Annotated in this window: 24 protein-coding genes; 12 read left to right on the forward strand and 12 right to left on the reverse strand. The window is 70.3% G+C overall.

What is annotated here, in order from left to right:
* Positions 1–150: 150 nt before the first annotated feature.
* On the forward strand, positions 151–918 hold the full coding sequence (locus ABD235_RS17750) for an SDR family NAD(P)-dependent oxidoreductase (RefSeq protein WP_344175300.1): 768 nt from the start codon (positions 151–153) through the stop codon (positions 916–918).
* On the opposite strand, the gene ABD235_RS17755 is transcribed toward ABD235_RS17750, so the two are convergent.
* Positions 880–1,692, reverse strand: coding sequence for a class I SAM-dependent methyltransferase (locus ABD235_RS17755; protein WP_344175301.1), 813 nt, complete (start codon positions 1,690–1,692; stop codon positions 880–882). The genes ABD235_RS17750 and ABD235_RS17755 overlap by 39 nt on opposite strands.
* 26 nt (positions 1,693–1,718) lie before the next feature.
* The gene (locus ABD235_RS17760; protein ID WP_344175302.1) at positions 1,719–2,171 is read right to left on the reverse strand and encodes a GNAT family N-acetyltransferase; all 453 of its coding nucleotides are present in this window, start codon (positions 2,169–2,171) and stop codon (positions 1,719–1,721) included.
* Between the two features lie 106 nt (positions 2,172–2,277).
* Here ABD235_RS17760 and ABD235_RS17765 point away from each other — a divergent pair, with 106 nt between their 5' ends.
* Both ABD235_RS17765 and ABD235_RS17770 read left to right on the forward strand, forming a co-directional pair.
* Positions 2,278–3,012 carry an SAM-dependent methyltransferase gene (locus tag ABD235_RS17765; RefSeq protein WP_344175303.1) on the forward strand — a complete coding sequence of 245 codons (735 nt, stop codon included), beginning with the start codon at positions 2,278–2,280 and terminating at the stop codon, positions 3,010–3,012.
* A complete protein-coding gene (locus tag ABD235_RS17770) occupies positions 3,009–3,431 on the forward strand; it encodes a hypothetical protein (protein WP_344175304.1) in 423 nt (140 codons plus the stop codon). Before ABD235_RS17765 ends, ABD235_RS17770 begins: the two co-directional genes overlap by 4 nt.
* On the opposite strand, the gene ABD235_RS17775 is transcribed toward ABD235_RS17770, so the two are convergent.
* The 3 genes from ABD235_RS17775 to ABD235_RS17785 are packed head-to-tail and all read right to left on the reverse strand — an operon-like array spanning position 3,428 to position 5,666.
* Positions 3,428–4,126 carry a class E sortase gene (locus ABD235_RS17775; RefSeq protein ID WP_344175305.1) on the reverse strand — a complete coding sequence of 233 codons (699 nt, stop codon included), beginning with the start codon at positions 4,124–4,126 and terminating at the stop codon, positions 3,428–3,430. The genes ABD235_RS17770 and ABD235_RS17775 overlap by 4 nt on opposite strands.
* A 39-nt stretch (positions 4,127–4,165) precedes the next feature.
* Positions 4,166–4,735 (reverse strand): MOSC domain-containing protein, encoded by a 570-nt coding sequence (locus ABD235_RS17780; RefSeq protein ID WP_344175306.1) that lies wholly within the window; start codon positions 4,733–4,735, stop codon positions 4,166–4,168.
* A complete protein-coding gene (locus ABD235_RS17785) occupies positions 4,728–5,666 on the reverse strand; it encodes a LysR family transcriptional regulator (protein ID WP_344175307.1) in 939 nt (312 codons plus the stop codon). Before ABD235_RS17785 ends, ABD235_RS17780 begins: the two co-directional genes overlap by 8 nt.
* Positions 5,667–5,774: 108 nt before the next feature.
* Here ABD235_RS17785 and ABD235_RS17790 point away from each other — a divergent pair, with 108 nt between their 5' ends.
* The gene (locus tag ABD235_RS17790) at positions 5,775–6,590 is read left to right on the forward strand and encodes an alpha/beta fold hydrolase (protein ID WP_344175308.1); all 816 of its coding nucleotides are present in this window, start codon (positions 5,775–5,777) and stop codon (positions 6,588–6,590) included.
* Between the two features lie 324 nt (positions 6,591–6,914).
* Here ABD235_RS17790 and ABD235_RS17795 read toward each other — a convergent pair whose 3' ends face one another.
* Positions 6,915–7,715, reverse strand: coding sequence for a TrmH family RNA methyltransferase (locus ABD235_RS17795; RefSeq protein ID WP_344175309.1), 801 nt, complete (start codon positions 7,713–7,715; stop codon positions 6,915–6,917).
* Positions 7,716–7,819: 104 nt separating this feature from the next.
* Here ABD235_RS17795 and ABD235_RS17800 point away from each other — a divergent pair, with 104 nt between their 5' ends.
* The gene (locus ABD235_RS17800) at positions 7,820–10,612 is read left to right on the forward strand and encodes an AfsR/SARP family transcriptional regulator (protein WP_344175310.1); all 2,793 of its coding nucleotides are present in this window, start codon (positions 7,820–7,822) and stop codon (positions 10,610–10,612) included.
* On the opposite strand, the gene ABD235_RS17805 is transcribed toward ABD235_RS17800, so the two are convergent.
* Entirely contained in the window at positions 10,609–13,440 is a 2,832-nt protein-coding gene (locus ABD235_RS17805; RefSeq protein ID WP_344175311.1) for an AfsR/SARP family transcriptional regulator, read from the reverse strand. The genes ABD235_RS17800 and ABD235_RS17805 overlap by 4 nt on opposite strands.
* A 126-nt stretch (positions 13,441–13,566) precedes the next feature.
* A complete protein-coding gene (locus ABD235_RS17810; protein WP_344175312.1) occupies positions 13,567–14,265 on the reverse strand; it encodes an alpha/beta hydrolase in 699 nt (232 codons plus the stop codon).
* A gap of 112 nt (positions 14,266–14,377) precedes the next feature.
* Between ABD235_RS17810 and ABD235_RS17815 the strand changes: the two genes are divergently transcribed.
* On the forward strand, positions 14,378–14,659 hold the full coding sequence (locus tag ABD235_RS17815) for a hypothetical protein (RefSeq protein WP_344175313.1): 282 nt from the start codon (positions 14,378–14,380) through the stop codon (positions 14,657–14,659).
* Here the strand turns inward: ABD235_RS17815 and ABD235_RS17820 are convergent.
* Entirely contained in the window at positions 14,652–15,536 is an 885-nt protein-coding gene (locus ABD235_RS17820; RefSeq protein WP_344175314.1) for a DMT family transporter, read from the reverse strand. The two genes, ABD235_RS17815 and ABD235_RS17820, sit on opposite strands and share 8 nt — an antisense overlap.
* 41 nt (positions 15,537–15,577) lie before the next feature.
* Between ABD235_RS17820 and ABD235_RS17825 the strand changes: the two genes are divergently transcribed.
* Positions 15,578–16,075, forward strand: coding sequence for a MarR family winged helix-turn-helix transcriptional regulator (locus tag ABD235_RS17825; protein ID WP_344175315.1), 498 nt, complete (start codon positions 15,578–15,580; stop codon positions 16,073–16,075).
* Between the two features lie 39 nt (positions 16,076–16,114).
* Here the strand turns inward: ABD235_RS17825 and ABD235_RS17830 are convergent, their stop codons facing one another.
* Complete coding sequence (locus ABD235_RS17830) at positions 16,115–16,954, reverse strand: phosphotransferase (protein ID WP_344175316.1); 840 nt, start codon at positions 16,952–16,954, stop codon at positions 16,115–16,117.
* Positions 16,955–17,033: 79 nt separating this feature from the next.
* Between ABD235_RS17830 and lexA the strand changes: the two genes are divergently transcribed.
* The 4 genes from lexA to ABD235_RS17850 all read left to right on the forward strand — a co-directional run bounded on the left by lexA (position 17,034) and on the right by ABD235_RS17850 (position 20,723).
* Positions 17,034–17,693: a transcriptional repressor LexA gene (lexA, locus tag ABD235_RS17835; protein ID WP_344175317.1), complete on the forward strand. Its 660-nt coding sequence runs from the start codon at positions 17,034–17,036 to the stop codon at positions 17,691–17,693.
* Between the two features lie 162 nt (positions 17,694–17,855).
* The gene (locus ABD235_RS17840; RefSeq protein ID WP_344175318.1) at positions 17,856–18,935 is read left to right on the forward strand and encodes a winged helix-turn-helix domain-containing protein; all 1,080 of its coding nucleotides are present in this window, start codon (positions 17,856–17,858) and stop codon (positions 18,933–18,935) included.
* On the forward strand, positions 18,932–19,939 hold the full coding sequence (locus ABD235_RS17845; protein WP_344175319.1) for a proline racemase family protein: 1,008 nt from the start codon (positions 18,932–18,934) through the stop codon (positions 19,937–19,939). Before ABD235_RS17840 ends, ABD235_RS17845 begins: the two co-directional genes overlap by 4 nt.
* A gap of 22 nt (positions 19,940–19,961) precedes the next feature.
* The gene (locus tag ABD235_RS17850; protein ID WP_344175320.1) at positions 19,962–20,723 is read left to right on the forward strand and encodes an isocitrate lyase/PEP mutase family protein; all 762 of its coding nucleotides are present in this window, start codon (positions 19,962–19,964) and stop codon (positions 20,721–20,723) included.
* Positions 20,724–20,923: 200 nt separating this feature from the next.
* On the opposite strand, the gene ABD235_RS17855 is transcribed toward ABD235_RS17850, so the two are convergent.
* Positions 20,924–21,583 (reverse strand): trimeric intracellular cation channel family protein, encoded by a 660-nt coding sequence (locus ABD235_RS17855; protein ID WP_344175321.1) that lies wholly within the window; start codon positions 21,581–21,583, stop codon positions 20,924–20,926.
* Between the two features lie 28 nt (positions 21,584–21,611).
* Positions 21,612–22,298, reverse strand: a complete 687-nt coding sequence (locus ABD235_RS17860) for an alpha/beta fold hydrolase (RefSeq protein ID WP_344175322.1) — start codon at positions 22,296–22,298, stop codon at positions 21,612–21,614.
* A gap of 132 nt (positions 22,299–22,430) precedes the next feature.
* Here ABD235_RS17860 and ABD235_RS17865 point away from each other — a divergent pair, with 132 nt between their 5' ends.
* Positions 22,431–23,120, forward strand: a complete 690-nt coding sequence (locus ABD235_RS17865) for a GntR family transcriptional regulator (protein WP_344175323.1) — start codon at positions 22,431–22,433, stop codon at positions 23,118–23,120.
* Positions 23,121–23,186 lie beyond the last annotated feature (66 nt).

Below are 23,186 nucleotides of genomic sequence, written 5' to 3' on the forward strand. Positions count from 1 at the left end.
GGTTGCCACCCCCTGGCCCGAACCGCCGCATGATGTTACTGCGCGACACGCCCAACGGCGTACCGGATTGCAGCTATTGACATCGATCCGCGACCTCGCACGACCGTGTCCTACGCTGAGTCACCCGCCACCAACGTTACGGAGTACCGGATGAGCGTGCTGGACACTTTCGGGCTGGACGGCCGCCGGGTGCTGGTGACCGGTGGGAACCGCGGTCTCGGCCGGGCCTTCGCGCTCGCGCTGGCCGAGGCGGGTGCCGACGTCGCGATCGCCGGGCGCGACACCGAGCGCAACGACCGGGTCGTCGGTGAAATCGCCGAGCGCGGCCGCCGCGGTCTGGCCGTCACCGCCGACATCACCCGCCGCGAGGACGTCACCGCGATGGTCGAGCAGGTGACCGCCGAGCTGGGCGGTATCGACGTGCTGGTGAACAACGCCGGGATCGCCATCCACCGCCCGGCGCTCGAGGTCCCGGACGACGAGTGGCAGCAGGTCATCGACCTCAACCTGACCGCGTTGTGGAACACCAGTACGGCGGTCGCCCGCGGCATGATCGCCGCCGGCGGTGGCGTGATCGTCAACGTGGGCAGCATGTCGGCGCAGATCGTCAACCGCCCGCAGTGGCAGGCGTCGTACAACGCCTCGAAGGCCGCCGTCCATCACCTGACCCGCAGCCTGGCGGCCGAGTGGGCCCCGCACAACATCCGCGTCAACGCGATCGCGCCGGGCTACGTGAAGACCGACATGGCGCCGGTCGACCGGCCCGAGTTCCGCCAGAACTGGATCCTCGACGCACCTCAGCAACGCTACGCAACCCCTGATGAGATCGCCCCCTCCGTCGTCTACCTCGCCAGCCCGGCGAGCTCGTTCATGACCGGCTCAGTCCTCCTCATCGACGGCGGCTACTCCGTCTACTAGGCCGACAGCCAGGTAGTGCAGGCTGCTCGCCACCATCCAAGGGTCCACCTCCACGTACCGCGCCAACGTCACCGCGGCGGGCATCAGCCGATCGATCTCGTCGCCCACCGCGTTCTCCAGCGTGTGCGCGGCCGGCCCTTCCACACCGAACTCCGCGACCTCCACCAGCCCTGCCGCGGCGAACTCCTCGGTGAGTTCGCCGACACCATGAAAGTACGCGGTCGTGAAGCCGTTCGGGTCGTCGAAATGCAAGCCTGTGGACAACAGCCCGGTGAACACCGGCAGCTTGTCCTCGGTCAACCGCCCGTTGTTGCCCCACTCCAGCAGCCCGGCGTACCGACTGATGCCAACGGCAACAATCAGTCCGCCCGGGCGAGTGACCCGCCGTGCCTCGCGCAAGGCCTGCAGGCGATCAGCCGGCTCGACCAGGTGATACAGCGGCCCGAGCAGCAGCGTGACGTCCACGCTGTCATCAGCTTGGGCGAGCGCGCGAGCATCACCCACCGACGCCGCGAACCCCCCGCTCCGCAAGGCCAGCGCGACATGCTCCTCCAGTGGATCGACCAGCTCGACGTCGTACCCGTCGGCCGCAAGCCACCGTGCATGGACGCCGGTCGCTCCACCGACATCGAGCACCCGGGCGGGTGCCTTCGGCAGGTGGCGCCGGATGAGCTCCTGAGTCCGGAGGAACTCCAACTGCCCATGCCCACTGCGGGCCAGCCGGTCGTGCTCGACGTAGCGGTCACGGTAGAAGTGCTGAATGGTCGGATCCATCCACCCATGATGGTGAGGACCCGAGCTCAGGACACCTGGTTTTCAACCAGGTCGAGGGTCAGCTCGATGTCGCCGTACTCGTCTTCGCCGAGGTCGGCGAAGCCCGCGGCGCGCAAGGTGGCGAGGCTGGCGGCGTTCGTCGGCTCGACCCCGGCGTGGACGGACGTCGCACCCTGCTCGCGGGCCAGCTCGACCAGCAGCGCCACCATCTGGTGACCGAGGCCCTGGCCGCGGTGGTCCGGTGCGACGTAGTACGTGATCTCGGCCTCGCCGTCCAGGATCTCCAGGTCGACGAAGCCGATCGGCCCGGCGTCGTCGTGCACCAGCCGGCCGAAGCGCGTGGGGGCCTCCAGCAACGGCGCCCATCGGCGTACGGCGTCGCCGTAGAAGCCGCCGAACATCGCGCCGCCGACCGGGTCGGCCGCCAGCCAGGTCTCGACCTGGCGGAGCCCGTCGGCGTCCATCGCCTCCATCCGCATAGGACGACTCTGCCTGGACCGGGTGTTCCTCACAACCTCGAAGTCGATGGCGCGCAGCGCCTAATGTGGTTGCGCCCCGCTCGTCATGCCCGGTTGGGTTGGCCCCATGGACCTGCTGAACAAGCCGGAGTACCCGCTGTCCTCCAAGTACGACGCGGAGTGGGTGCTCGCCAACGACATGGGCCCGCACCCGCTCTGGCTGCTGGAGGACCTCGCCAAGGACCTCGAGCTGCAGCCGGGCATGCGCGTGCTCGACCTCGGGTCGGGCAAGGGTGCCACCAGCGTCTTCCTGGCCAAGGAGTACGGCGTCCAGGTGTGGGCCGCGGACCTGTGGATCGACCCGACCGAGGCGGCGGCCAACTTCACCGGGCTCGACATCACCGCGATCAAGGCGGAGGCGCATGCGCTGCCGTTCGCCCGCGGGTTCTTCGACGCGATCGTCTGCATCGACGCCTACGAGTACTTCGGTACGGCGGACGGCTACCTCGCCTACCTGACCGGCTTCCTGAAGCCCGGCGGGCAGCTCGGCGTCGCCACTCCGGCGCTGCGGCGGGAGGTCCGCGAGCTGGGGTACATCCCGGAGCACATCAAGAAGCTGGTCGGCTGGGAGGCGATCGCCTGGCACACCGCGGACTGGTGGCGGTTCCACTGGGAGATCACCGAACTGGTCGAGGTGACCTCGGCCCGGCTGCAGGAGTCCGGCTGGCAGGACTGGCTCACCTGGGCCCAGGCCGTCAGCGAGCACCGTGGCTCGCCGGACCCCGCTGTCGCGATGCTGGAGCAGGACAAGGGTGAGTACCTGACGTTCGCACTTCTCACCGCCCGTACTGTGGGGGCATGAGCTGGGCTATTTACGCGTTGCGAGGACCGGGTGGTGTCCGCCGGCTGGACGAGTTGCCGGAGGACTACGCGCCACCGTCGCTGGGGACCGCTGACGAGGTGGTCGAGATCGTCCGCGAGGTCGCACCCGGAGTCGATGCCAGCAAGCGGTCGTGGCTGGTGCTGCAGGGCGACGACCACGACGTCGAGCTGACCATCGGCAAGGGGGTCGACGTCCGCGACATCACCTTCTACCTGAACGACGGCGCCCGCTCGATCCCGCTAGTGATGGAGATCAGCCGCCGCCTCGGCGTGACCGCGTACGACACCGAGTCCGGCGACTTCCTCACCGAGGAGTCCCGGCCGCCGGTGCCGCCGCCGCTCACCGAGGACGAGATCAAGGCCAACAAGCCGAAGTGGTGGAAGTTCGGTCGCGCCTAGGCGGGCCGGGTCGCCACCAGGGTGCCGATCTTGTTGATGCGGTGCTCGGGGTTGCCCAGGGCGTCCTTCCAGTAGTTGCCTTGGGCATGGTCTTCCGGCGTGGCGCAGGTGCTGAGGGTGATCTTCGCCTGCGTCGCCGGCACGCCCGGGCGACCGGGGACGGCCGCGTTCTGCTGCGCCAGCTCCGCGGGCTTGCGGAACGAGATGGTCATCGTCCGGTCGATTACGTAGTCGTAGATCATGCCGTTGGCGGCGACCAGGACGTGGTCACCGTGCTTCAACTGGGGCACCCGGCCGAACGGGCGTCCGTGCGTGGTCCGGTGCGCGGTGACGATGAAGTTCCCGATCTCGCCCGGACCGACTCCGCCGCGTGCTCCTCGCGGTGAGGCCGCGACGCCACGGTTCTGGATGACGGTCCCGGGGCGGTCGTCCGCGGTGCCCGTGTACGGGACCACGCGGAGCGCCTTGTTCCCCAGCGCCGGCATCCGCAGCACCGACTGCGCCGTACGCCGTACCGTCGGCGTCGGCGTCGGCGTCGGCGAAGGGGCCGGCGTAGGCGTCAGCGAAGGCGTCGGATCGGCACTGCTGCCGCTCGGAGTAACAGGAGCAGCAGTCGACGGACCAGCAGCCGTCTCCTCCGAGCAGCCCACCAGTACGCCGGCCAGCAGCACCGCCCCCACCCAACGCCTCACCATCTCAGCAAGCTAACCCCACCCGCCGAAAGCCCGCCGAAATCAAAGCGTCAGCAGGGCCGGCCCGAGCCGCAGCTCCCCGTCGTCCAACGGCTCGCACCGCACCCCACCGTGCCCGCGCAACCCCTTGAACGCCCCCGGCGCCACCGCCACGTCCATCCACGCACACGGGTTCGCCGGCCGATGCGCCTGGAACCGCACCGCCCCCAGCCCGGAGTCGAGCGAGAACACCCGCCCCTCCACGCGACTCCCGTCCGCCAACCGCCGCGCGGCCAGCTCATCCACCGGGAACCCTCGAAGCACCACGTTCCGCCGCACCAGCTGTGGATCAGGCACCGCAATCCCCAACTCGTCGGCCAGAGTCTCCAAGGACTCGACGGCGAAGACCGTCACCGCCGCCTTCCGGTGTACCGCCTGGTTGAAGTACCGATCCCCCACCAGCCCCAGCCCGGCCCGCACGATCACCCGATCGACCACCCCATCGAGCGGATCAACCCGAGGCCCGTCCTGCGGCCGCCCCTCGAAGGCATGCACCGGCGACACCAGCAGCCCGACGATCTCGACCGGCACACGCGAGCCCACCAGGCCGCCCCGAGCCTCCACCTCACTCACCCGCCTCAGGCCGCGGCAGCCAGGCCCCCTCCGGCTGGTCCAGCCAGCCCTCCGCAGCCCCCAGCCGATCCACCCCGGCATGCAGCGCCACCAGTCCGGGATGCGCAGCCTCCCGCCGCCAGTACATCGCCCACGGGTACAGCGCCTCCGGCTCGACCACCGGCCGCACCACCGACCCAGGCACCCGTGGCTGCGTGCTCAGCGCCAGGATGGGCGCGTTCCGGTCCCGCAGGTGCTGGGCAACCTCATCAGCCCCCAGCACATGCGGATGCGCCCCGCCAGCCTGGTAACCCAGCGGCGACAGCAGCTGCAGTACGGCGTGCTCCCACCCGGCCGTCACGTGGTCACCAGCCCGGAAGCACACCCCCGCCGGACCCAGTTCAGCCACCGGTACGGCGTCCAGCTCGGCCAGCGGGTGCCCAATCGGCAGCAGCACGGTCAACGGCTCCCGCCGTACGTCGCGACGCTCCAACTCGCCGTACGAGCCAGTGAGCCGGCCGAACGTCACGTCGAGCCGCTCAGCCAGCAGGTGCGGCGCGGCGGACTCCCCGCCGCTGTGAAAGCGGGCGAAGAACTCCACCTCCGGAGCGATCCGGCGAGCCTCCGCCAGCACCAGCGAAGGAGTCAGCCCGGGCCCGACAACATCCACGGTCAGCGAGCGGGCCTCGCCACGCAACTCCAGCACGGTCGCGTCGTGCAGAGCGACCAGCTGCCGAGCCCGGTCGAGCAGCGTCCGCCCGGCGGGCGTCAGCGTCACCCGCCGGGTGGTCCGGTCCAGCAGCCGTACGCCGGCCCGCTCCTCCAGCCGCTGGATGTCCCGGCTGAGTGCCTGCTGGGCGACGTACAGCTTCTCGGCGGCCCGGCTGAAGTGCAGTTCCTCCGCGACCGCGACGAAGTAGCGCAGCAGTCGGATCTCCAGGTCGTCGGGCACGCGACCAGTTAACACACCTGGAGTGTTAATCGGCCAGGAACAGGTGTTGGAGTCCCACCGCCCTCCTCCGGCATGGTCGAGACCCAGAGACCAACCAGGGAGAATCCCATGCAGACCAACATCCTCGCCGTCCCCGGCGCCACGCTGTACTACGAGCTGCGCGGCCAAGGCAACGGCCCGCTCGTCGTCCTGGCCGGCGCACCGATGGACGCCCGATCCTTCGCCCCGCTGGCCGACCTGCTGGCCACCGACCACACCGTGCTCACCACCGACCCGCGGGCGATCAACCGCAGCCCGGTCGAGGACCGCGACCGGGACTCCACGCCCCAGCAGCGCGCCGACGACCTGTCCCGGCTGATCGCGCACGTCGACGCCGGGCCGGCGATCGCCTTCGGCTCCAGCGGCGGCGCCGTGTCAGTGCTCGCCCTGGCCGAGGCACACCCCGAGCAGCTCACCGCGGTGATCGCGCACGAGCCGCCGATCGTCGGCCTGCTGGACGATGCCGACCGCGTGCACGCCGAGACGGACGCGATGTGCGAGACCTACCTCAGCGGCGACGTGCTCGGCGCCTGGCGGATGTTCATGGACCAGGCGAACCTGCAGGTGCCGGACGAGGCGCTGGAGATGATGTTCGGCGGCGAGCGCGACGCCCAGTCGGTGGCGGACGAGCGGTTCTGGTTCGAGCACGAGCTGCGGCCGAGCACGCACTGGATGCCGGATCTGGCGGTCCTGCGCTCCCGGAAGGTGCTGATCGGGCTCGGCGAGGAGTCCGGCGGGCAGCTGTGCGACCGCACCTGCCACCGGCTCGGCCAGGAGCTCGGGGTCGCGCCGACGGTCTTCCCCGGCGACCACACCGGCTTCGCCGACCAGCCGGAGCCGTTCGCGAAGGTGCTGCACGACGTACTCCGGGACCTCCACGGCTAGGAGCCGGTGGAAGGCGCTTGCCTCGGCGCGCCTGTACGACGTACCGACGCCCAGGCGGTAACAGTGGGGTGATGACCAGAGGTGATCAGAAGCCCGAGTGCAAGCCGTGGTGCAGCCCCAAGCACTACCGGTTCTGCGGCGGCGCCTGCTGCCCGCACCTGCACCAGGTCACGCGGGACGGGAAAGACGCCGGCCGAGACCCGGCCCGCCCATCTGGCCGCACTCGCGCCGGCGTCTGAAGTTCACCGTCGTGACTGGTGCACCACGGAAGTGCCCACGTGGTCCGCACCGCATGCATGTGATCTAGACCACACCGTACGACGCTCAGCGGCGGTTCGCCACCTCGAAGGCCACCACAGCCGCCGCGACCGCGACATTCAGCGACTCGACGCCGTTGTGCAGCGGGATCCGCAGGTCGGTGTCGGTCCGGACGGAGATCCCGTGCGTCTCGCCACCGAGGACGAACACCGCCCGCGGCGCCAGCTCGGTGCGGAACAGCGACCGCTGCGACCGGGCCGACAGCCCGTAGATCTCGTACCCGGCCTCGCGGAAGGCGTCGACGGCGCCGGCGGCGGTCGGGGCGTTCACGATCGGGGCCTGGAACGCGACCCCGGCCGAGGCCTTGATCACCAGCGGCCCGACGTGCGGCGTCCCGGCCCGCGGCAGGACGACGCCGTCGAAGCCCGCGCCGGTGGCGGTCCGCAGGATCATCCCGACGTTGCCCGGGTTCGTCACGCCGTCCAGCAGGAAGACCTGGGTGGGACGGCGGCCCCGGTGGCGCAGGAAGTTCTGCAGCGGGGTCATCCGGGGAGCGTCGACGTCGGCGACCACGCCCTGGTCCTGCTTGCCGTTGCCGGCCAGCCACTTCACCCGGGTCGCGGTGGCCCGCTCGACCGGCGTACCGACCCGGCGGGCGGTGGCCAGGATCTCGTCCAGCGACTCGCCACCGGCGTTGTCGGCGATCACCACCTTGGCCACCGTCAGCGCGGGGTCGTTCAGGGCCTCGAGCACCGGCTTGCGGCCGAAGATCGTGATCCACTTGTCCCGCGGCGAGAGCTCCGCCCGGTCCTGCCCCTGCGAAGGCCTGGGCTGCCTAGGTGCTCCACCATCTGTCCGCCGACTCACCGAGCCACCTTATCCGCCGTACTCCGGACCGCAGCCAACCTCCGACCCGGCGCCCGGCATCTGTGCCCTCGTCAGGACGAGCTGTCTGGGGGATGGTGAGAGTGATGAGGTTTCACCTGCTCGGGCCGGTCGAGGCGGTGGTGGCGGAGCGCAACGTCGTACCGCCCGGCCGCGGACGGCTCGTGCTGGCCGCTCTCCTGCTGCGCGCGAACAGCACGGTGTCCCGCAACGAGCTGGTCGACGCCCTCTGGGAGTCCGACCTTCCGGCCAACCCGGACGCCGCGCTGCAGACCACGGTCTCCCGCCTGCGCACCGCACTGGACACCAGTCGCGACCAGATCACCACCGAGCCGCACGGCTACCGGATCACCATCGACCCGGCGCAGCTGGACCTCCTGCAGTTCCGAAGCGGAGTGGAGGAGGCCGTACAGGAGCAGGACGCGTCCACTCGGATCGGACTGCTTCGCAAGGCCCTGGCGCAGTGGCGCGGTGAGCCGCTCAGCGGTCTGCCGCCGTCAGCGCTGGTCCGCGACAACGCACCAGCACTGACCGAGGAGCGGCTCCGCGCGATCGAGCTGCTGGCGGCCGACCAGCTCGAGCTGGACCAGCACGCCGATATCGTGCCGCAGCTGACGTCGCTGGTGCGGCGGTACCCGGCGCGCGAGCGTCTCGCCGTACTGCTGATGCAGGCGCAGTTCCGGTCCGGCCACCAGGCGGAGGCTCTGCACGTCTACCACCGCATCCGGACCTACCTGGCCGACGAGCTCGGTGTCGATCCCGGTCCGGAGCTCCGCAGCCTGTACGACGAAGTGCTGAACAGCGGCGGTCCCAGAACCGTCCAGCGCCGCCGCGAGCACCACCGCCCGCGTCAACTCCCGACGGACATCACCCGCTTCACCGGGCGCACCGCGGACCTCGCCGTACTGGACACGCTGATCCCGGGCACCATCGATCCTCCGGTCGTCATCGTGGCGCTGGACGGTCCCGGTGGAGTCGGCAAGACCGCGCTGGCCGTGCACTGGGCGCACAGCGTCAAGCACCAGTTCCCGGACGGCCAGCTCTACCTGAACCTGCGCGGCCACGGTCCTGGCCGACCGCTCGAGTCCTCGATGGCGATCGAGACCGTACTGCGCTCGCTCGGCATCACCGACCAGCAGATCCCCACGGACCTCGACAGTCGATCCGCACTGCTCCGGACTGTTCTGGCCGGCAAGCGCATGCTCCTGCTGCTCGACAACGCGGCGGACGCGAGCCAAATCCGCCCGCTGCTCCCAGGCTCGGGCAGCCTCGTCCTGATCACCAGCAGGACCCAGCTGCGCGGCCTGGTCGTCCGCGAAGGCGCCCACCGCCTCACGCTCGACCAGCTACCCAGCAGCGAAGCGGCCGAGCTCCTGACCCGCATCATCGGCGACCGGGCCCGCCTGGCGCCTACTGCCATCGACGACCTCGTACGCCGGTGCAACGGCCTCCCGCTGGCTCTGGTGATCGCAGCGGAGCGAGCCACCAGGTCCCCCGACGCCCGGCTCGCCGACCTGGTCGCCGAACTCTCCGGCGAACGCGACCAGCTCGACTTCCTCGGCAGCGGCGACGACCCGAGCACCGACCTCCGCAGCGTCTTCTCCTGGTCGTACCACGCGCTCTCACCCGACGCGGCCCGGCTGCTCCGGCTGATCGCGACCTTCCCGGGCGCGGACATCGGCGTACCGGCCGCTGCCGCGCTGGCCGGTTTGCCGCAAGGCCAGACCGTTCGTCTGCTCGACCAGCTGGTCGACAGCAGTCAGCTGATGAACCGCAGACCCGGCCGGTACGAGCTGCACGACCTGATGCGCACGTACGCCGCTGAGCTGGCCGAGCAGCTCGACCCACCCGAGCTGCGGTCGGCCGCGCTCCACCGGCTGGTCGACAACTACCTGCAGACCGCCGTCGCCGCGCGGCCTTGGCTGCAGGCCGGTGAGCCCGCGATCACCTTCCCTGCTGGGCTCAGCGAGCCGGAGACGATCGAGGACGCCAGGTCGGCGCTGAACTGGCACGAGACCGAAGGCCGCAACCTGGTCGCCGTCGCGAAGCTCGCTCTCGAGCACGGCTTCGACGACCTCTGCTGGCGGTTCGCGTACGCGGCATGGATCGGACCGCATCGTGGCAACAACTGGCAGGACCTGCTGGAGATCCAGCAGGCCGGACTGCGTGCGGCAGAACGCGCCGGCGACCTGATCGGCCAGGCGCACGGTCACTCGGGCATCGGTGGTGCACACCGAGGCGCCGGACGACAGGAGGACGCCATCGCCGAGCAGTTGAAGGCCCTCGACCTCTTCCAGCAGCTAGGCGACCCGTCTGGTCAGGCCGCAACGCTTCGGAACCTGGCCGCGGTCTGCCTGGACGCCGGCCGCCTCACGGAAGCCCTGTCCTACGGCCGCTCCGCACAGGTCACCGACCAGGCCACCGGCCAACCCGGCAACACCGCCAAGTCCGCGTACCAGGTCGCGCTGACATTGATTGCCCTAGGCAAGTACGACGAGGCGGTGGTGGTCGGCACCGAGGCCTGCACGCTGTTCCGCGAGGTCGGGCAACGCCGGGCCGAGGCGGGCGCGCTGCACCTGCTCGCGACCGCCTGGGGGCACCTCGGCGATCACGAGTCGGCGATCGACGCGGCCCGGGCGGCGGTCGAGATCCGCGCCACGACAGGCGATCACGCGTTCCAGGCGACCGCGCTGGAGCAGCTCGGCGACCTGCTGCTGGCCACCGGTCGCCGGGCCGAGGCGGACCGCGCCTGGCTGGAGGCGCTCGGCATCCTCGACGACCTGGGCGACCCGGCGGCCGACGTACTGCGGTCGCGGCTCAGCGACCTGACCGTCGGCGGCAACCTCTGGCCGACGCCCGGACCGCTGAGGATCCGCTAGGTCAAGTGGTCCGAGAGTCGGTCTCGGACCTTGGCGGCGGCCGCGTCGTCCAGGCCGGCCAGCAGCTCGAGCGCCTGGGTCCAGGCGTCCCGTGCACCGGCCGGGTCGTCGGCGGAGATCAGGCTGTCGCCGAGGTTGATCAGCGTGGTCGCCTGGTTGACCTGGTCGCCCAGCTCGGCGAACGTCGCGATGGCGTGCCGGTACGCCCTCGCCGCCTTGGTGTGGTGGCCGAGCATGTGGTGCGCGTGGCCGACGCTGTCCCAGGTGTTCGCCTCGCCGTGCCGGTCTCCGACCTCGCCCCACAGCCGCAGGGACTCCAGACACAGCGTCAGGGCCTGGCCGTGGTCGCCGAGGTTGGAGTACGCGTTGCCGAGGTTGTTGATCGCCATCGCCCGGATCACCGGGTCCCCGGTCAGTTCCAGCGCCTGCCGGTACAGCCGGATCGCCTCGTGGGCGTCACCGCGGTCGGAGGCGAGCGTGGCCAGCGTGGCGTACCCGTTGGCGGCCCGATCGGTCTCGCCTTCCTCCTCGTACATGGAGATCGCCCGCACCAGGTGCGCGTGGGCCTCGTCGTACTGCTTGAGCCGGACGTGGCCGCGGCCCAGGCTGTTGTGGAACCGCGCCTGCAGCACCCGGTCGCCGAGCCGGTCGGCCGCAGCCAGTCCGGTCTCGTCGGAGGCCAGCGACTGCCGCCAGCGCCCGGTCCGGTAGAGGAACGTGTCCAGCACCCGGGCCAGCCGCCACACGTGCTCGTCGAAGCCCTCGTCCACCGCGAGGCTCATCGCCGACAGCAGTGGCTCGTGCTCGGTCGCGAACCAGCCGAACGCCTGCTCGTAGCTCGTGCTCTCCAGTACGACGACGCCCGGCTGCGGCTCGATCGGGTCGACCTGCGGCCGGTGCGGGTTGATCGTGAAGTCCGCGTTCTGGGCGCTGATCGCGTAGTGGTCGAGCAGCCGGTGGATCGCGGACCGGCGCTGGTCGGCGGGCAGGCCGGCCGCCAGCTCCGCGGCGTACAGGCGGACGAGGTCGTGGTACATGTACCGGCCGGGCTCACCCGCGAAGATAAGGTTCGCGGTCAGCAGCTCTCCGAGCAGCCGTCGTACCAACGGCAACGGCCGGCCGATCAGGCTCGCAGCCGCGGACTCGTCGCAGGACATGGCACGGTGCAGAGCCATCAGCTGGAACAGCTCGGCCGCCGGCTCCGACAACGCCTGCACCGACCAGGAGAAGACCGAGCGGACGTCGACGACCGCGTCGACGTCCATGAACGCGTCCAGCACACCCTGCTGGTCGCGCAGCTCGGCCAGCGCGGCAGACAGCGAGAAGTGGGGAGCGGTCGCGACCCGGGCGGCGACCACCGCAATTGCCAGCGGCAGACGTCCGCAGCGCTCCGCGATCTCGGCCAGCTCCGTGCTGTCCTGCGGGTGCGCCGGGCCGAGCCGCCGGTCGAGCAGGTGCAGGGCGTCCTGCGACGAGAGCACGTCCAGCTCGATCAGGTCCGCGCCGTCGTGCACGCTGAGGCTACGCAGCTGGTTGCGACTGGTCACGATGACCAGGCAGGTGCTGCCACCCGGTAGCAGCGGCCGGACCTGTTCCGCGTCGCGGACGTTGTCCAGCAGGATCAGCAGGCGCTTGCCGGCGACCAGACTGCGCAGGTACGCCGCTTGGCGGTCGACGTCGTCAGGCAGGTGCGACGCGCGGACACCGAGCGAGTCGAAGAGAGCCATCAGCGCCTCTTGCACGGTCAGCGTGGGCCGGGCTGGGTCGAAGCCGCGCAGGTTCAGGTAGATCTGGCCGTCCGGGAACCGGTCGGCGATCCGGTGCGCCCAGTGCAGCGCGAACGTCGTCTTGCCGACACCGGCCATGCCGGTCACGACCACCACGGACTGCATCTCGCCGGTGTCCTCGCAGCTCAGCAGGCCTTCCGCACGCTGCAGCTCGCCTTGTCGCCCGACGAATCCGCGCAGCCCGGCCGGCAGCTGCACCGGCCGTACGGCGCCCTCGATCTCGACCACCGGCTCCTCGGCCGCAGGCGCCGCCGCGACAACCACCGGGCGGCTGGGCACCAGCGTCGGATCACCTCGCAGGATGCGCTCGTGCAGTGCCCGCAGCGCCGGACCGGGATCGACACCCAGCTCCTCGGCCAGCAGTTCCTGGGTCTGCCGGTACACGGTCAGCGCGTCGGACTGGCGGCCATGCCGGTACAGAGCCAGCATCCGGAGCTCCCGGAAGCGCTCGTTCAGCGGGTGCTCGGTGGTCAGCTGGTCCAGCAGCACCTCGGCGTCGCCGTACGCGCCCGCCTCGACCTGGGCGACCGCCTTCGCCTCCAGTGCCGTCAGTCGCAGCTGGTCCAGGTGGACCCGCTGCGACTCCGCGAACTCCCCCGGTACGCCAGCCAGCGCGGAACCGCGCCAGAGGCCGAGTGCGTCGTCGAGCAGCAGCACGGCCTTGGCGTACTCGCCGGACCGGCTCGCCTCCTGCGCGGTGCTCAGACCTTCGCGAAAGGTGGCCACGTCCAGCGACCCCGGCCCGGTCGTCAGCAGGTACCCGTGGCCCACCGAGCCGATCACCGAACTACCCGCCTCGGACGCGTCGCCCAGCACCTTGCGCAGCCGGTAGATGTAGCTGCGGACGACGTGCTCGGCCGAGCTGGGCATGTCCTCGACCCAGAGCGCGTCGATGATCTCCGGCACCGACACCTGAGCGTTCTCCCGGAGCAGCAGCACCGCCAGGACGGCCCGCTGCTGAGGTGGTCCGAGCTTGAGTTCGCGGTCGCCCCTCCAGGCTCGGACGGGCCCCAGTACGGCGAACCTCAGGTGCCCTGACACCGTCCTCCACTCCACTCCGTCGACCCCGCGACTGCCAGTGTGCAACACCGCACGAAACGTGTAGCACTGCCCCGGCGCAGCACGTCAGCCTGCCAGCAGGTTGTCAACGCGACGCCGACGTCTTGTTCACGCCAGTCCGGCGACACAGCCCTCGCGGGCCTCGGCCTCCCGCACCACGTCGTGCACCAGCTCGGCCAGCTCGACCGGGGCCGAGTAGAAGAGCGCGGCTCCGCCGGGGACCGTCCGGACCGCCGTCGCGCGAGCGGTCGACCGGCGTACGAGCTCGTCGGGCATGCTCCGGTCGCTGCCGCCGAGCACCAGCGTCGACGGGATGTCCCGCCAAGCGGCCCGGGTCGGCACCTCGGTGAAGGCCCGGTGGCTGTGTGGGCGCAGCCGGGAGACGGCCCGGACCACCTCGTCCGGCGCCAGGTCGCCGTACAGCACCTGCGCCGCGTCCTCGGGCGGCATCACCAGCCGGCCGTCACCCAGCGGGACGGCGCAGCGCTTCTCCCCTTCCGCGAGCAGCGGCGACGCCGCGTAGACCAGGTGCACGACGTTCGCCGCACCGGCCAGCCCCTCACTGACCACGATCCCGCCGTACCCGTGGGCGAGCACGACCACCGGCCGGTCCAGCGCGTCGACCGTGACCCGCAGGGCGCGGGCGTCGGCGTACAGGCCCTGCTCGGCGTTGCCGGTGCTCGGCAGGTCCATCACCAACGTGTCCACACCGAGCATGCGCAGCTCGGGGCGTAGTTCCTCCCAGCACCAGGCACCGTGCCAGGCTCCGTGCACCAGCAGGACGGCTGGCTCGTGGGGCATCGTCATCTGTTCCACTCCGTGGCTCGATCCGGCGGCCAGCCTGCTCCGCGGGCGTACACGCCCGATAGACGACCAGACGTCTATCGGCTGTCTATTCGCGCCCGCGACCCTGGGAAGCGTGGAGACCGCCGACAACAACGAACTGCTCGAGGAACAGCGCCAACTGCTGCGCCTGATGGCCCAGGGCTTCCCGGACACCACGATCGCCCGACGGCTGTCGCTGGGCCCGCGAACTCTCGCCCGCCGGATCTCGGACCTGTACGCCGTACTGGGTGTCGAGACCCGTTTCCAGGCCGGTGCCGCCGCCGAGCGGCTCGGGCTGCTGACGCCGACCCGCCGAATGCCCCCGCAGCGGCACCTGACCCTCACGGGTGGCATCGCCCGGCAGAAGGTCAGCTGACCGCGACAGCCTCCTTCCGGGCCGACCGCCTCCTGGCTGGTCGGCCCAGGGCCACACCTGTCAGGACCAGTGCCAGACCAGCCACCTGCCCCAGGGTCAGGTGGTCACCGGCCAGCGTCGTACCCAGCAGGACCCCGGTGACCGGGTTGAGCAGCCCGACCAGCCCGACCGTGGCCGCATCCAGATGCCGCAGTCCGGTGAACCACGCCACGTACGCACCTGCCGTGGCCACCAGTACGACGTACGCGAAACCGCCGACGGCCCGCAGGTCGAGCACCGGCGGTGCACCCTCGACCAGGACCGCGAACGGGACCAGCACCAGACCACCAGCGACCAGCTGCCAGGCAGTGGTTGCCAGGAGGTCACCGCCGCGGCCCCACTTCTTGGCCAGCACGTAGCCGCAGGAGGACAGCGTCAATGCGGCCACCGACGCGAGTACTCCGGCCGCGCGGATGCCGCCGGTCCCACCGCCGAGCATGAGACAGACACCGGCGATTCCGGCGACCGCTCCGATCAGCACCCGCCCCGACGGCCGGGCGCCGAGCAGGACCCAGGCGAACAGGCCCATGGTCAGCGGTGTGGCCGACATGATCGTCGACGCGACGCTGACCGGCAGCAGCTGCGACGCGACATAGATCAGCGCGAAGAACGCGCCCACGTTGCAGACCCCGAGCACCAGCGACTTCCACCACCAGTCGCCGCGCGGCAGGCTCCTGGCCAGGGCGAGCAGCAGGAGCCCGGCGGGCAGCGCGCGGATCACCCCGCCGTACAGGGGGTAGCCGGTCGGCAGGTACTCGTGCGTGACGAAGTAGTTGGTCCCCCACGCGATCGGTGCGATCGCGGTCACCAGCAGCCAGCGCCACACTTTATCTTCCATGGAAGACACTATATCTTCCATGGAAGATATATGCTGACCGGGTGAACGAAGACCGCGTCGACCGGATCCAGGCCGCCTGGCAGACCGAACGCCCCGACCTCGACGTCAGCCCGCAGGGCGTGATCGGCCGGCTGCACCGGCTCGCGGCCCACCTGACCGCCGAGCTGGCCGTGGTCTACGCCAAGTTCGGACTGTCCGAGGGCGAGTTCGACGTCCTGGCGGCACTCCGCCGCGCCGGTACGCCGTACGAGCGGGCGCCCGGTGAGATCGCGCTGCACACGATGGTCACCACCGGCGCCGTCAGCAAGCGCGTCGACCGGCTCGAGCAGGCCGGACTGGTCCGGCGGATGCGCAGCAGCACCGACGGCCGCGGCCGCGTCGTACGGCTGACTCCGGCCGGGCGGCGCCTGATCGACAAGGCCTTCAGCGCCCACATGGCCAACGAGCAGCGCCTGCTGGCCGGGCTGAGCGCAGCACAGACCAGCCAGCTGGAGGGTTTGCTGAAGACCTGGCTGACCGACCTGGAGCCGCCGGACTAGCCCTCTCTAAAACAGCGTGTCAGGAACTGAAACGGTGGTTCAGAACCCGCAGCGTTGCTCGTGCCAACGGACCAGGTCGTCGTACCGCTCGTCCTCGGCCGGGCTCAACGGACGCACCGACTCGTACCCCGCACGCAGCGTCTGCCGTACGGCCGGCGGCGTCGGGCCCCAGCCGGTGAAGCGCGTGGCGAGGTAGACCGAGGCGTACGCGAGGTCCTCGACCCGGTGGCCCCAGGCGATCTCGTCGAAGTCGAGCACGCCGACGATCTTCGATCCCTGGGTGAGGATGTTCGCGGCGCGGAAGTCGTTGTGCACCAGTTGCTTCGGGTCGTCGTCGAGCGGCGGCAGGCCGGTCTCCGACCGCGGGTTGGTCGTCGGCAGGCGGTCGTCCTCGTACCCGCTCAGCGCGTTGTGCAGCTCAGCCAGGCACACTCCCGCCGCGTGCACGGCGTCCTCGTCGGTGATGTCGAGCCAGTCCCCGGTGATCTCCGGCAGCACCGCGACCGACAGGTCGCCGAGCGGTCCGTCGATCACCACGCGCTCGCGCCCGTCCGTGCTCTGCAGCGGAGCCGCCACCGACACACCGCGCTCGTCCAGCACCCGCAACAACCGCGCCGACGCCTCGAGCTGTCCGAACAGCGCCTGTGCCCGCGACCACTTCACCACCAGCGGACCCCGATCGGTGTCCACCCACACGATCGCGTTGTGATCGCTGATCACCATCCGCGCGGTGCCGGCGACCTCGATCTCCCAGACCTCGGCCAGGACGCCCGGCACCCACGCCCCCACCGCCTCGAACCCCTCGAACCCGAAGCGCTCCCGCAACGCCTGCTCCGGCTCGACCCGCTCCCACAACATCGACAACCCCATCGGCAACATCGCCCCACCGTACGAGGACCGAGAGGTCGCCCCGAGCCGCTCGGCGGTTTTGGGGGTGGCGCCCTCTAGGCTTCCCCGGGTGAGTACTTATGACGCCGACCCGTTCGAGCATCTGGCCCCAGCATCGTTGCCGCAGCGCCAGCAGCAGATCCTGGTCGTGATCCGCGACTGGGTGAACCGCCACGGCTACTCACCGAGCACCCGCCAGATCGGCGACGCCGTCGGCCTGCGCTCGTCGTCCTCGGTCGGCAAGCACCTGGCCGCGCTCGAGGACAAGGGCTTCCTCCAGCGCGGCGCCTCCGTGTCGCGCCCGATCGACGTCCGCTTGTTCCTCCAGCACGACCACACCGCGGCGTCCTCCGACAACTCGGTCTCGGTCCCCGTCGTCGGCGACATCGCCGCCGGTACGCCGATCTCCGCGATCGAGCACGTCGACGAACAGCTCAGCCTCCCCCGCGACCTGACCGGCCGCGGCACCGTCTTCGCCCTCCGAGTCCGCGGCGAGTCGATGGTCGACGCCGCGATCTGCGACGGCGACATGGTCGTCGTCCGCCAGCAGTCCGAGGCCCACTCCGGCCAGATCGTCGCCGCGATGATCGACGAGGAGGCCACGGTCAAGGTCTACCGCCGCCGCAACGGCCACGTGTACCTGGAGCCCCGTAACCCGGCGTACGAGGTCATCGACGGCGACAACGCCACCATCCTCGGCGTGGTCGTCTCGGTCCTCCGTACGGTCTGACCGCGCAGCGAGGGCGTCCGCCTGGTCGAGGTCGCCCAGACCTCCGCACCCGCCGGACCACACTCCCTTCTCTTCCCGGCCGCTGCAGCCTCAGCCCCACCAACCTTCCCGGCCGCATTGCCTACCTGCCCAGCCCACGCGGTACGGACTAGCCTGCCGCGTATGGGACTTCGCCGCCTCACCCGGGACCAGGCCCGCCGGATCGCCGTCCGGGCCCAGCTGCTCGACGCCCCCAGGCCGACCGACCTGGTCGCGACCGTCGAGCAGCTGACCCTGCTCCAGATCGATCCGACCGCCGCGGTCGCCCCCAGCGCCGACCTGGTCGCCTGGAGCCGCCTCGGCCCGTCGTACCAGCCGGAGCAGCTGAAGCATGCCGTCGAGACCGACCGGACCCTCTTCGAGTTCAACGCGTTGATCCGCCCGATGACGGATGTCGGCCTCTACCTCGCCGACCCCGACCTGCACCCGTCCGTCCAGCAGTGGATGACGGCGAACGAGTCCTTCCAGAAGGACATCCTCGCCGTCCTGCGCGACCGCGGCCCGGTCACGTCCCGCGAGATCCCCGACACCTGCAAGGTCCCGTGGAAATCCACCGGCTGGACCAACAACCGCAACGTCACCCAGATGCTCGAGCTGCTGGTGATGACCGGCCAGGTCGCCATCTCCGGCCGGATCGCGCGCGAACGCATCTGGGACCTCGCCGAGAACGTCTACCCCACCGACCTCGTCGTCCCCACCGCCGCCGAAGCAACCCGCCGGAAGAACGAGCGCCGCCTCCGTTGTCTGGGCATCGCCCGAGCCAAGGGCACCGCGGTCCCGGTGGAACCCGCCATCGTCGGCGAGGTCGGCGAACCGGTCGAGATCGAGGACACTCCTGGCATTTGGCAGCTCGACCCCGAGGCCTCGACCGACGACCTCACCGGCCGCACCGCACTCCTGTCGCCCTTCGACCGCCTGATCCACAACCGCACCCGAGCCGTGGAACTCTGGGACTTCGAGTACACCCTCGAGATGTACAAACCGGCCGCCCAACGCCGCTGGGGATACTTCGCCCTCCCGGTCCTGCACGGCTCCCAACTGATCGGAAAGGCGGACCTCAAGGCCGACCGCAAGGCCGGCGTACTGCGGGTCAACGCTCTCCATCCGGACGTCCGTTTCACCCGCGCGATCACCAAGGCGATCGACGAGGAGCTCGACAACCTCGCCGCCTGGCTGGCCCTCCCGAAGATCGAGCGCCCGTGAAGGTCTCCACGGTCGACTACCACACCGCCGGCGAACCGTTCCGCATCGCGCTGACCGGCGTACCGGACATTCCCGGCGCCACGGTCCTGGACCGCCGGGCGTTCGCCCAGCAGTCCGCCGAGGTCGATGCCGTCCGCAAGTTCCTCGTCAACGAGCCGCGCGGCCACGCCGACATGTACGGCGGTTTCCTGGTCCCGCCGGACGACGACGGCGCCCACTTCGGCGTCCTGTTCTGGCACAAGGACGGCTACTCCACCGCCTGCGGCCACGGCACCATCGCCCTGGCCACGTGGGCCGTCACCACCGGGCGGGTCGCCGCCGCCGTCGAAGGCGATACCGACGTCGTCATCGACGTCCCCTCGGGCCGCGTCACCGCCCGAGTCACCCGCGCCGCCGGCGTCGTCACGAACGTTGCCTTCCGCAACATCCCGTCGTACGTCGTCGCCCGCGACCTCCCGATCCGAACCAGCCAGGGCGAAACCCACGCCGACATCAGCTACGGCGGCGCCCTCTACGCCTCCGTCGACGCCGCGACCCTCGGCCTGTCCGTGACCCCCACCCACTACTCGACCCTGCTCACCATCGGGCGAGAGATCAAGTGGCTCCTCAACGACACCGAGTGGTCCAAGCATCCCACCGACCACCGCCTGAACGGCATCTACGGCACGATCCTGTACGACGACCTCGGCCAGACCCCGACCGGCCCGCACCAGCGCAACCTCACGATCTTCGCCGACGGCGAGGCCGACCGCTCCCCCTGCGGCTCCGGCACCTCGGCCCGTGCAGCCCTCCTGCACGCCGACGGCCGCCTGCCCATCGGCCGAACCCTCCACCACGAGTCGATCATCAACACCACGTTCCAGGCCCGCGTCGTCGCCGAAGTCGAGTCCGGCAAGCATCCCGCCGTCGTGACCGAGGTCGAAGGCACGGCGTACGAAACCGGCACCGCCACCTTCACCCTCGACCCGAACGACCCGCTCGGCACGGGCTTCACGCTCCGCTAGGGCACTGTGTAAAGCTCGGAGCATGACCGATCTCGCCGAAAAGGCCAGCGAACTCCTTCGCCTCCACCACACCGGTACGACGCTCGTCCTGCCCACCGTCTGGGACGCCTGGTCAGCCCGCGCCGTGGTCGCGGCCGGCTTCCCCGCCCTCAGCGTCGGCAGCCACCCGTTGGCCGACTCCCGCGGCCAGAAGGACAACGAGGGCATGACCCTGGCCGACGCCCTCGACGGCGTACGCCGCATCACCTCCGCGGTCGACGTCCCCGTCACCGCCGACCTAGAGTCCGGCTACAACACTCCCGCCGCCGAACTGGTCGAGCGCGCCCTCGAAGCCGGCATCGTCGGCATCAACATCGAGGACACCGTCCACTCCGAGTCCCGCCTGCGGTCCCTCACCGAGCACGCCGACTACATCGGCGCCCTCCGTGCCGCCGCCGACGACGCCAACGTGGAGCTCGTCATCAACGCCCGGACCGACGCGCTGCTCACCAAGCTGGAAACCTTCGAAGACCCGCTGACCGAAGCCGTCAACCGCTCCAAGGCCTGCGAGGCCGCCGGCGCCCGCTGCGTCTACCCGGTCGGCGTCCCCAATGCCGAGGCCCTCAAGACCCTGCTGTCCGAACTCTCCGGCCCTCTGAACGTCACCGCCGACCCGGTCAAGGGCGCCTACTCAGGCTCGTACGCCGAGCTCCAGGCCGCCGGAGTCCACCGCATCACCTTCGGCCCGCTCCTGCAGTTCACCCTCACCGAGAAGATCACCGAACTACTCGGCCCCTGGCACTAACACTCACTGGGCGGCGGCGCACTCACGCCGGGCGTAGTGGCCTCACAAACCGGCTCGCTGCCCGATCCTGAACAGCCACTCACCAGGCACGCGGCAAACACCATCGCCAACAGACTCCGGCGTAGCTTCATGTGCTCCTCGATTCCGTGATCTCTGCCGATGATCGCGGATCACGAGGGCCCCGTCGACACCTGCGCCGGTCAAACCTGCGGCGGCGCCTTCGGGCGCCGTACGGCGAACTGCTCGGGGAACGTCCAGTCGAAGCGCACCGCGGCCAGGCGCACGAGCGTGGTCACGACGACGCAGACGAGTCCCGCGACCGGAATCGGCGTACCGAGGTCAGCCAGGAGAACCAGTACGCCGGTGCCGGCGCCCGCCGCGACGGCGTACAAGGTCCCGACGTGCAGGAAGGAGAACGGCAGGCTCAGCATGACGTCGCGCAACATCCCGCCACCGATGGCCGCGATGACGCCGACCACCAGCGCGCCCGCCACGCCCACCCCGAGCGACAGTGCCTTCGAGGCCCCGATCGCGCCGAACAGCCCCATCACCACGGCGTCGAGCACAGTGATCAGCCAGTCCACGCGGGCCAGCACGGGCTGCACCACCATGCCGAGGATCGCCGAGGCCCCGGCGACGATCAGGTACCAGTTGCTCCAGACAACGACCGGTGGCTGGTTGAGCACGATGTCCCGCAACAGGCTCCCGCCGAGTGAGACCGCGAGCCCGATCACGATCACTCCCAGTACGTCGATCCGGCGGGTCCTCACACCCGCCGCGAACAACGCCCCCTGAAGTCCGCCGAGGCCGGCAGCCAGCAGCTCGATCCACAGCGTCACCTGAAACGGGCTGACCGCCATCTGTCCCCTCCCCGCCTCGACCAGGACCTCAGCGCACTGCGCCCTTCGCGGCCTCGTCGATGGTGTCGGCGACGACGCCGGCCTGCGTGATGAACAGCGCGTGGCTGGCGGACACGGTGGTGATCTTCGCGTCGGCCCGCGTCGCCATGTGCAGCAGCATCGCCTGGTCGAACGACTTGTCCTCGGTGGCGATGACGGCCCAGGTCGGCTTGTCCCGCCAGGCGGCGTTCTTCACCGCGGTCTCGAACACCGCCATGTTGATCGGGATCTGCGAGTCCCGCAGGAACGCGGCGTCCGCGTCGCTCGTGTCGTGAGCGAACCCGGCCTTGAACTTGTCGTGGTTGAGGTACCCGAACCCGTCGTCGACCACGTCGATGACGAAGTCGGGCGTCGCCGCGAACCCCTCGTACTGCTGCGCGGTCGTCTCACCGGCATCGGGGACGAGAGCGGACACGTAGACCAGACCGGCCACGTTCGGGTGAACGCCGGCCTCGGTGATGACCGTCCCACCCCACGAGTGCCCGACGAGGATCGCCGGCCCGTCCTGCCGGTTCAGCACCCGGGTGGTCGCCGCGACGTCGTCCTCCAGCGAGGTGAGCGGGTTCTGCACGATCGACACCCGGTACCCGCGCGCCGTCAGTTCGTCGTACACCCCACGCCACCCCGAGCCGTCGGCAAACGCGCCGTGCACCAGCACCACGTTCTTGATCTCCATTGATCCGGTCCTCTCCTCCACCACGAGCCGGCGGTCGCCACCTCTGATATGCAATATATTGCACCGCCCAGATACCCACAAGTCCCTGTGTGAATGTGACACCGGCGCCCGTTTGGGGTGCAATATGTTGCCATGCCGATCCCCGTGGGCACCCCCGCCGTCGACCGAACCCTCCTCCGCGACGACGTCTACCGACGCCTCCGCGACGCCATCGTCGACGGCACCTTCCGCCCCGGCGAACAGCTCAAGGACGGCGACCTGGCCGAATGGCTGGGAGTCAGCCGGACCCCGGTCCGCGAAGCCCTCCTCCGCCTGGGCGCCAGCGGCCTGGTCGTGGCTCTCCCCGGCCGGTCCACCACAGTCAGCGCCATCGACATCCAGGTGGTCCGCGACGCCAAGGACGTCGTCGCCGCCATGCACGAGCTCGCCGTACGCCAGGTCACCAGCCGGCTCACCAAGGACCACGTCACCCAGATGCGAGAAGCCAACCGCCGCTTCGCCGCAGCCGTTGCCTCCGGCGACGTCACCGCCGCCCTCACCGCCGACGAGGAACTCCACAAGATTCCAGTCGTAGCCCTCGGCAACCAAGCCCTCGAAGCAGTCCTGGAGCGCTTCGACCCCTTGATCCGCCGAGCCGAACGCCTCCGCTTCGGCGTGGACGGTCCGACCTCGGTCACCCGCCACAACCAACTCATCGACCTCATCGAGTCCGGCGACGCCGACGCCGCGGCAGCCCTCGCCTTCGACACCTGGCACAGCCTCCCCGCCGACGAACAGCCTGACCGACGCCATCCGCCGGCGCCCGCTGCGTCTACCCAGTAGGCATCCCTACCCGAGGAGCCCTTCAGCCCCGCCGCCCGCCCAACTCCGAGTGCCAGGGTGTCCTGT

The sequence above is a fragment of the Kribbella lupini genome (assembly GCF_039529595.1).
Lineage (GTDB): Bacteria > Actinomycetota > Actinomycetes > Propionibacteriales > Kribbellaceae > Kribbella > Kribbella lupini.

Excerpts from the sequence above, each read along its gene's own strand:
- ABD235_RS17750 (WP_344175300.1), top strand. The coding sequence starts at position 151 with ATGAGCGTGCTGGACACTTTCGGGCTGGACGGCCGCCGGGTGCTGGTG.
- ABD235_RS17755 (WP_344175301.1), bottom strand. The coding sequence starts at position 1,692 with ATGGATCCGACCATTCAGCACTTCTACCGTGACCGCTACGTCGAGCAC.
- ABD235_RS17760 (WP_344175302.1), bottom strand. The coding sequence starts at position 2,171 with ATGCGGATGGAGGCGATGGACGCCGACGGGCTCCGCCAGGTCGAGACC.
- ABD235_RS17765 (WP_344175303.1), top strand. The coding sequence starts at position 2,278 with ATGGACCTGCTGAACAAGCCGGAGTACCCGCTGTCCTCCAAGTACGAC.
- ABD235_RS17770 (WP_344175304.1), top strand. The coding sequence starts at position 3,009 with ATGAGCTGGGCTATTTACGCGTTGCGAGGACCGGGTGGTGTCCGCCGG.
- ABD235_RS17775 (WP_344175305.1), bottom strand. The coding sequence starts at position 4,126 with ATGGTGAGGCGTTGGGTGGGGGCGGTGCTGCTGGCCGGCGTACTGGTG.
- ABD235_RS17790 (WP_344175308.1), top strand. The coding sequence starts at position 5,775 with ATGCAGACCAACATCCTCGCCGTCCCCGGCGCCACGCTGTACTACGAG.
- ABD235_RS17800 (WP_344175310.1), top strand. The coding sequence starts at position 7,820 with ATGAGGTTTCACCTGCTCGGGCCGGTCGAGGCGGTGGTGGCGGAGCGC.
- ABD235_RS17810 (WP_344175312.1), bottom strand. The coding sequence starts at position 14,265 with ATGACGATGCCCCACGAGCCAGCCGTCCTGCTGGTGCACGGAGCCTGG.
- ABD235_RS17820 (WP_344175314.1), bottom strand. The coding sequence starts at position 15,536 with ATGGAAGATAAAGTGTGGCGCTGGCTGCTGGTGACCGCGATCGCACCG.
- ABD235_RS17830 (WP_344175316.1), bottom strand. The coding sequence starts at position 16,954 with ATGTTGCCGATGGGGTTGTCGATGTTGTGGGAGCGGGTCGAGCCGGAG.
- ABD235_RS17840 (WP_344175318.1), top strand. The coding sequence starts at position 17,856 with ATGGGACTTCGCCGCCTCACCCGGGACCAGGCCCGCCGGATCGCCGTC.
- ABD235_RS17850 (WP_344175320.1), top strand. The coding sequence starts at position 19,962 with ATGACCGATCTCGCCGAAAAGGCCAGCGAACTCCTTCGCCTCCACCAC.
- ABD235_RS17855 (WP_344175321.1), bottom strand. The coding sequence starts at position 21,583 with ATGGCGGTCAGCCCGTTTCAGGTGACGCTGTGGATCGAGCTGCTGGCT.
- ABD235_RS17860 (WP_344175322.1), bottom strand. The coding sequence starts at position 22,298 with ATGGAGATCAAGAACGTGGTGCTGGTGCACGGCGCGTTTGCCGACGGC.
- ABD235_RS17865 (WP_344175323.1), top strand. The coding sequence starts at position 22,431 with ATGCCGATCCCCGTGGGCACCCCCGCCGTCGACCGAACCCTCCTCCGC.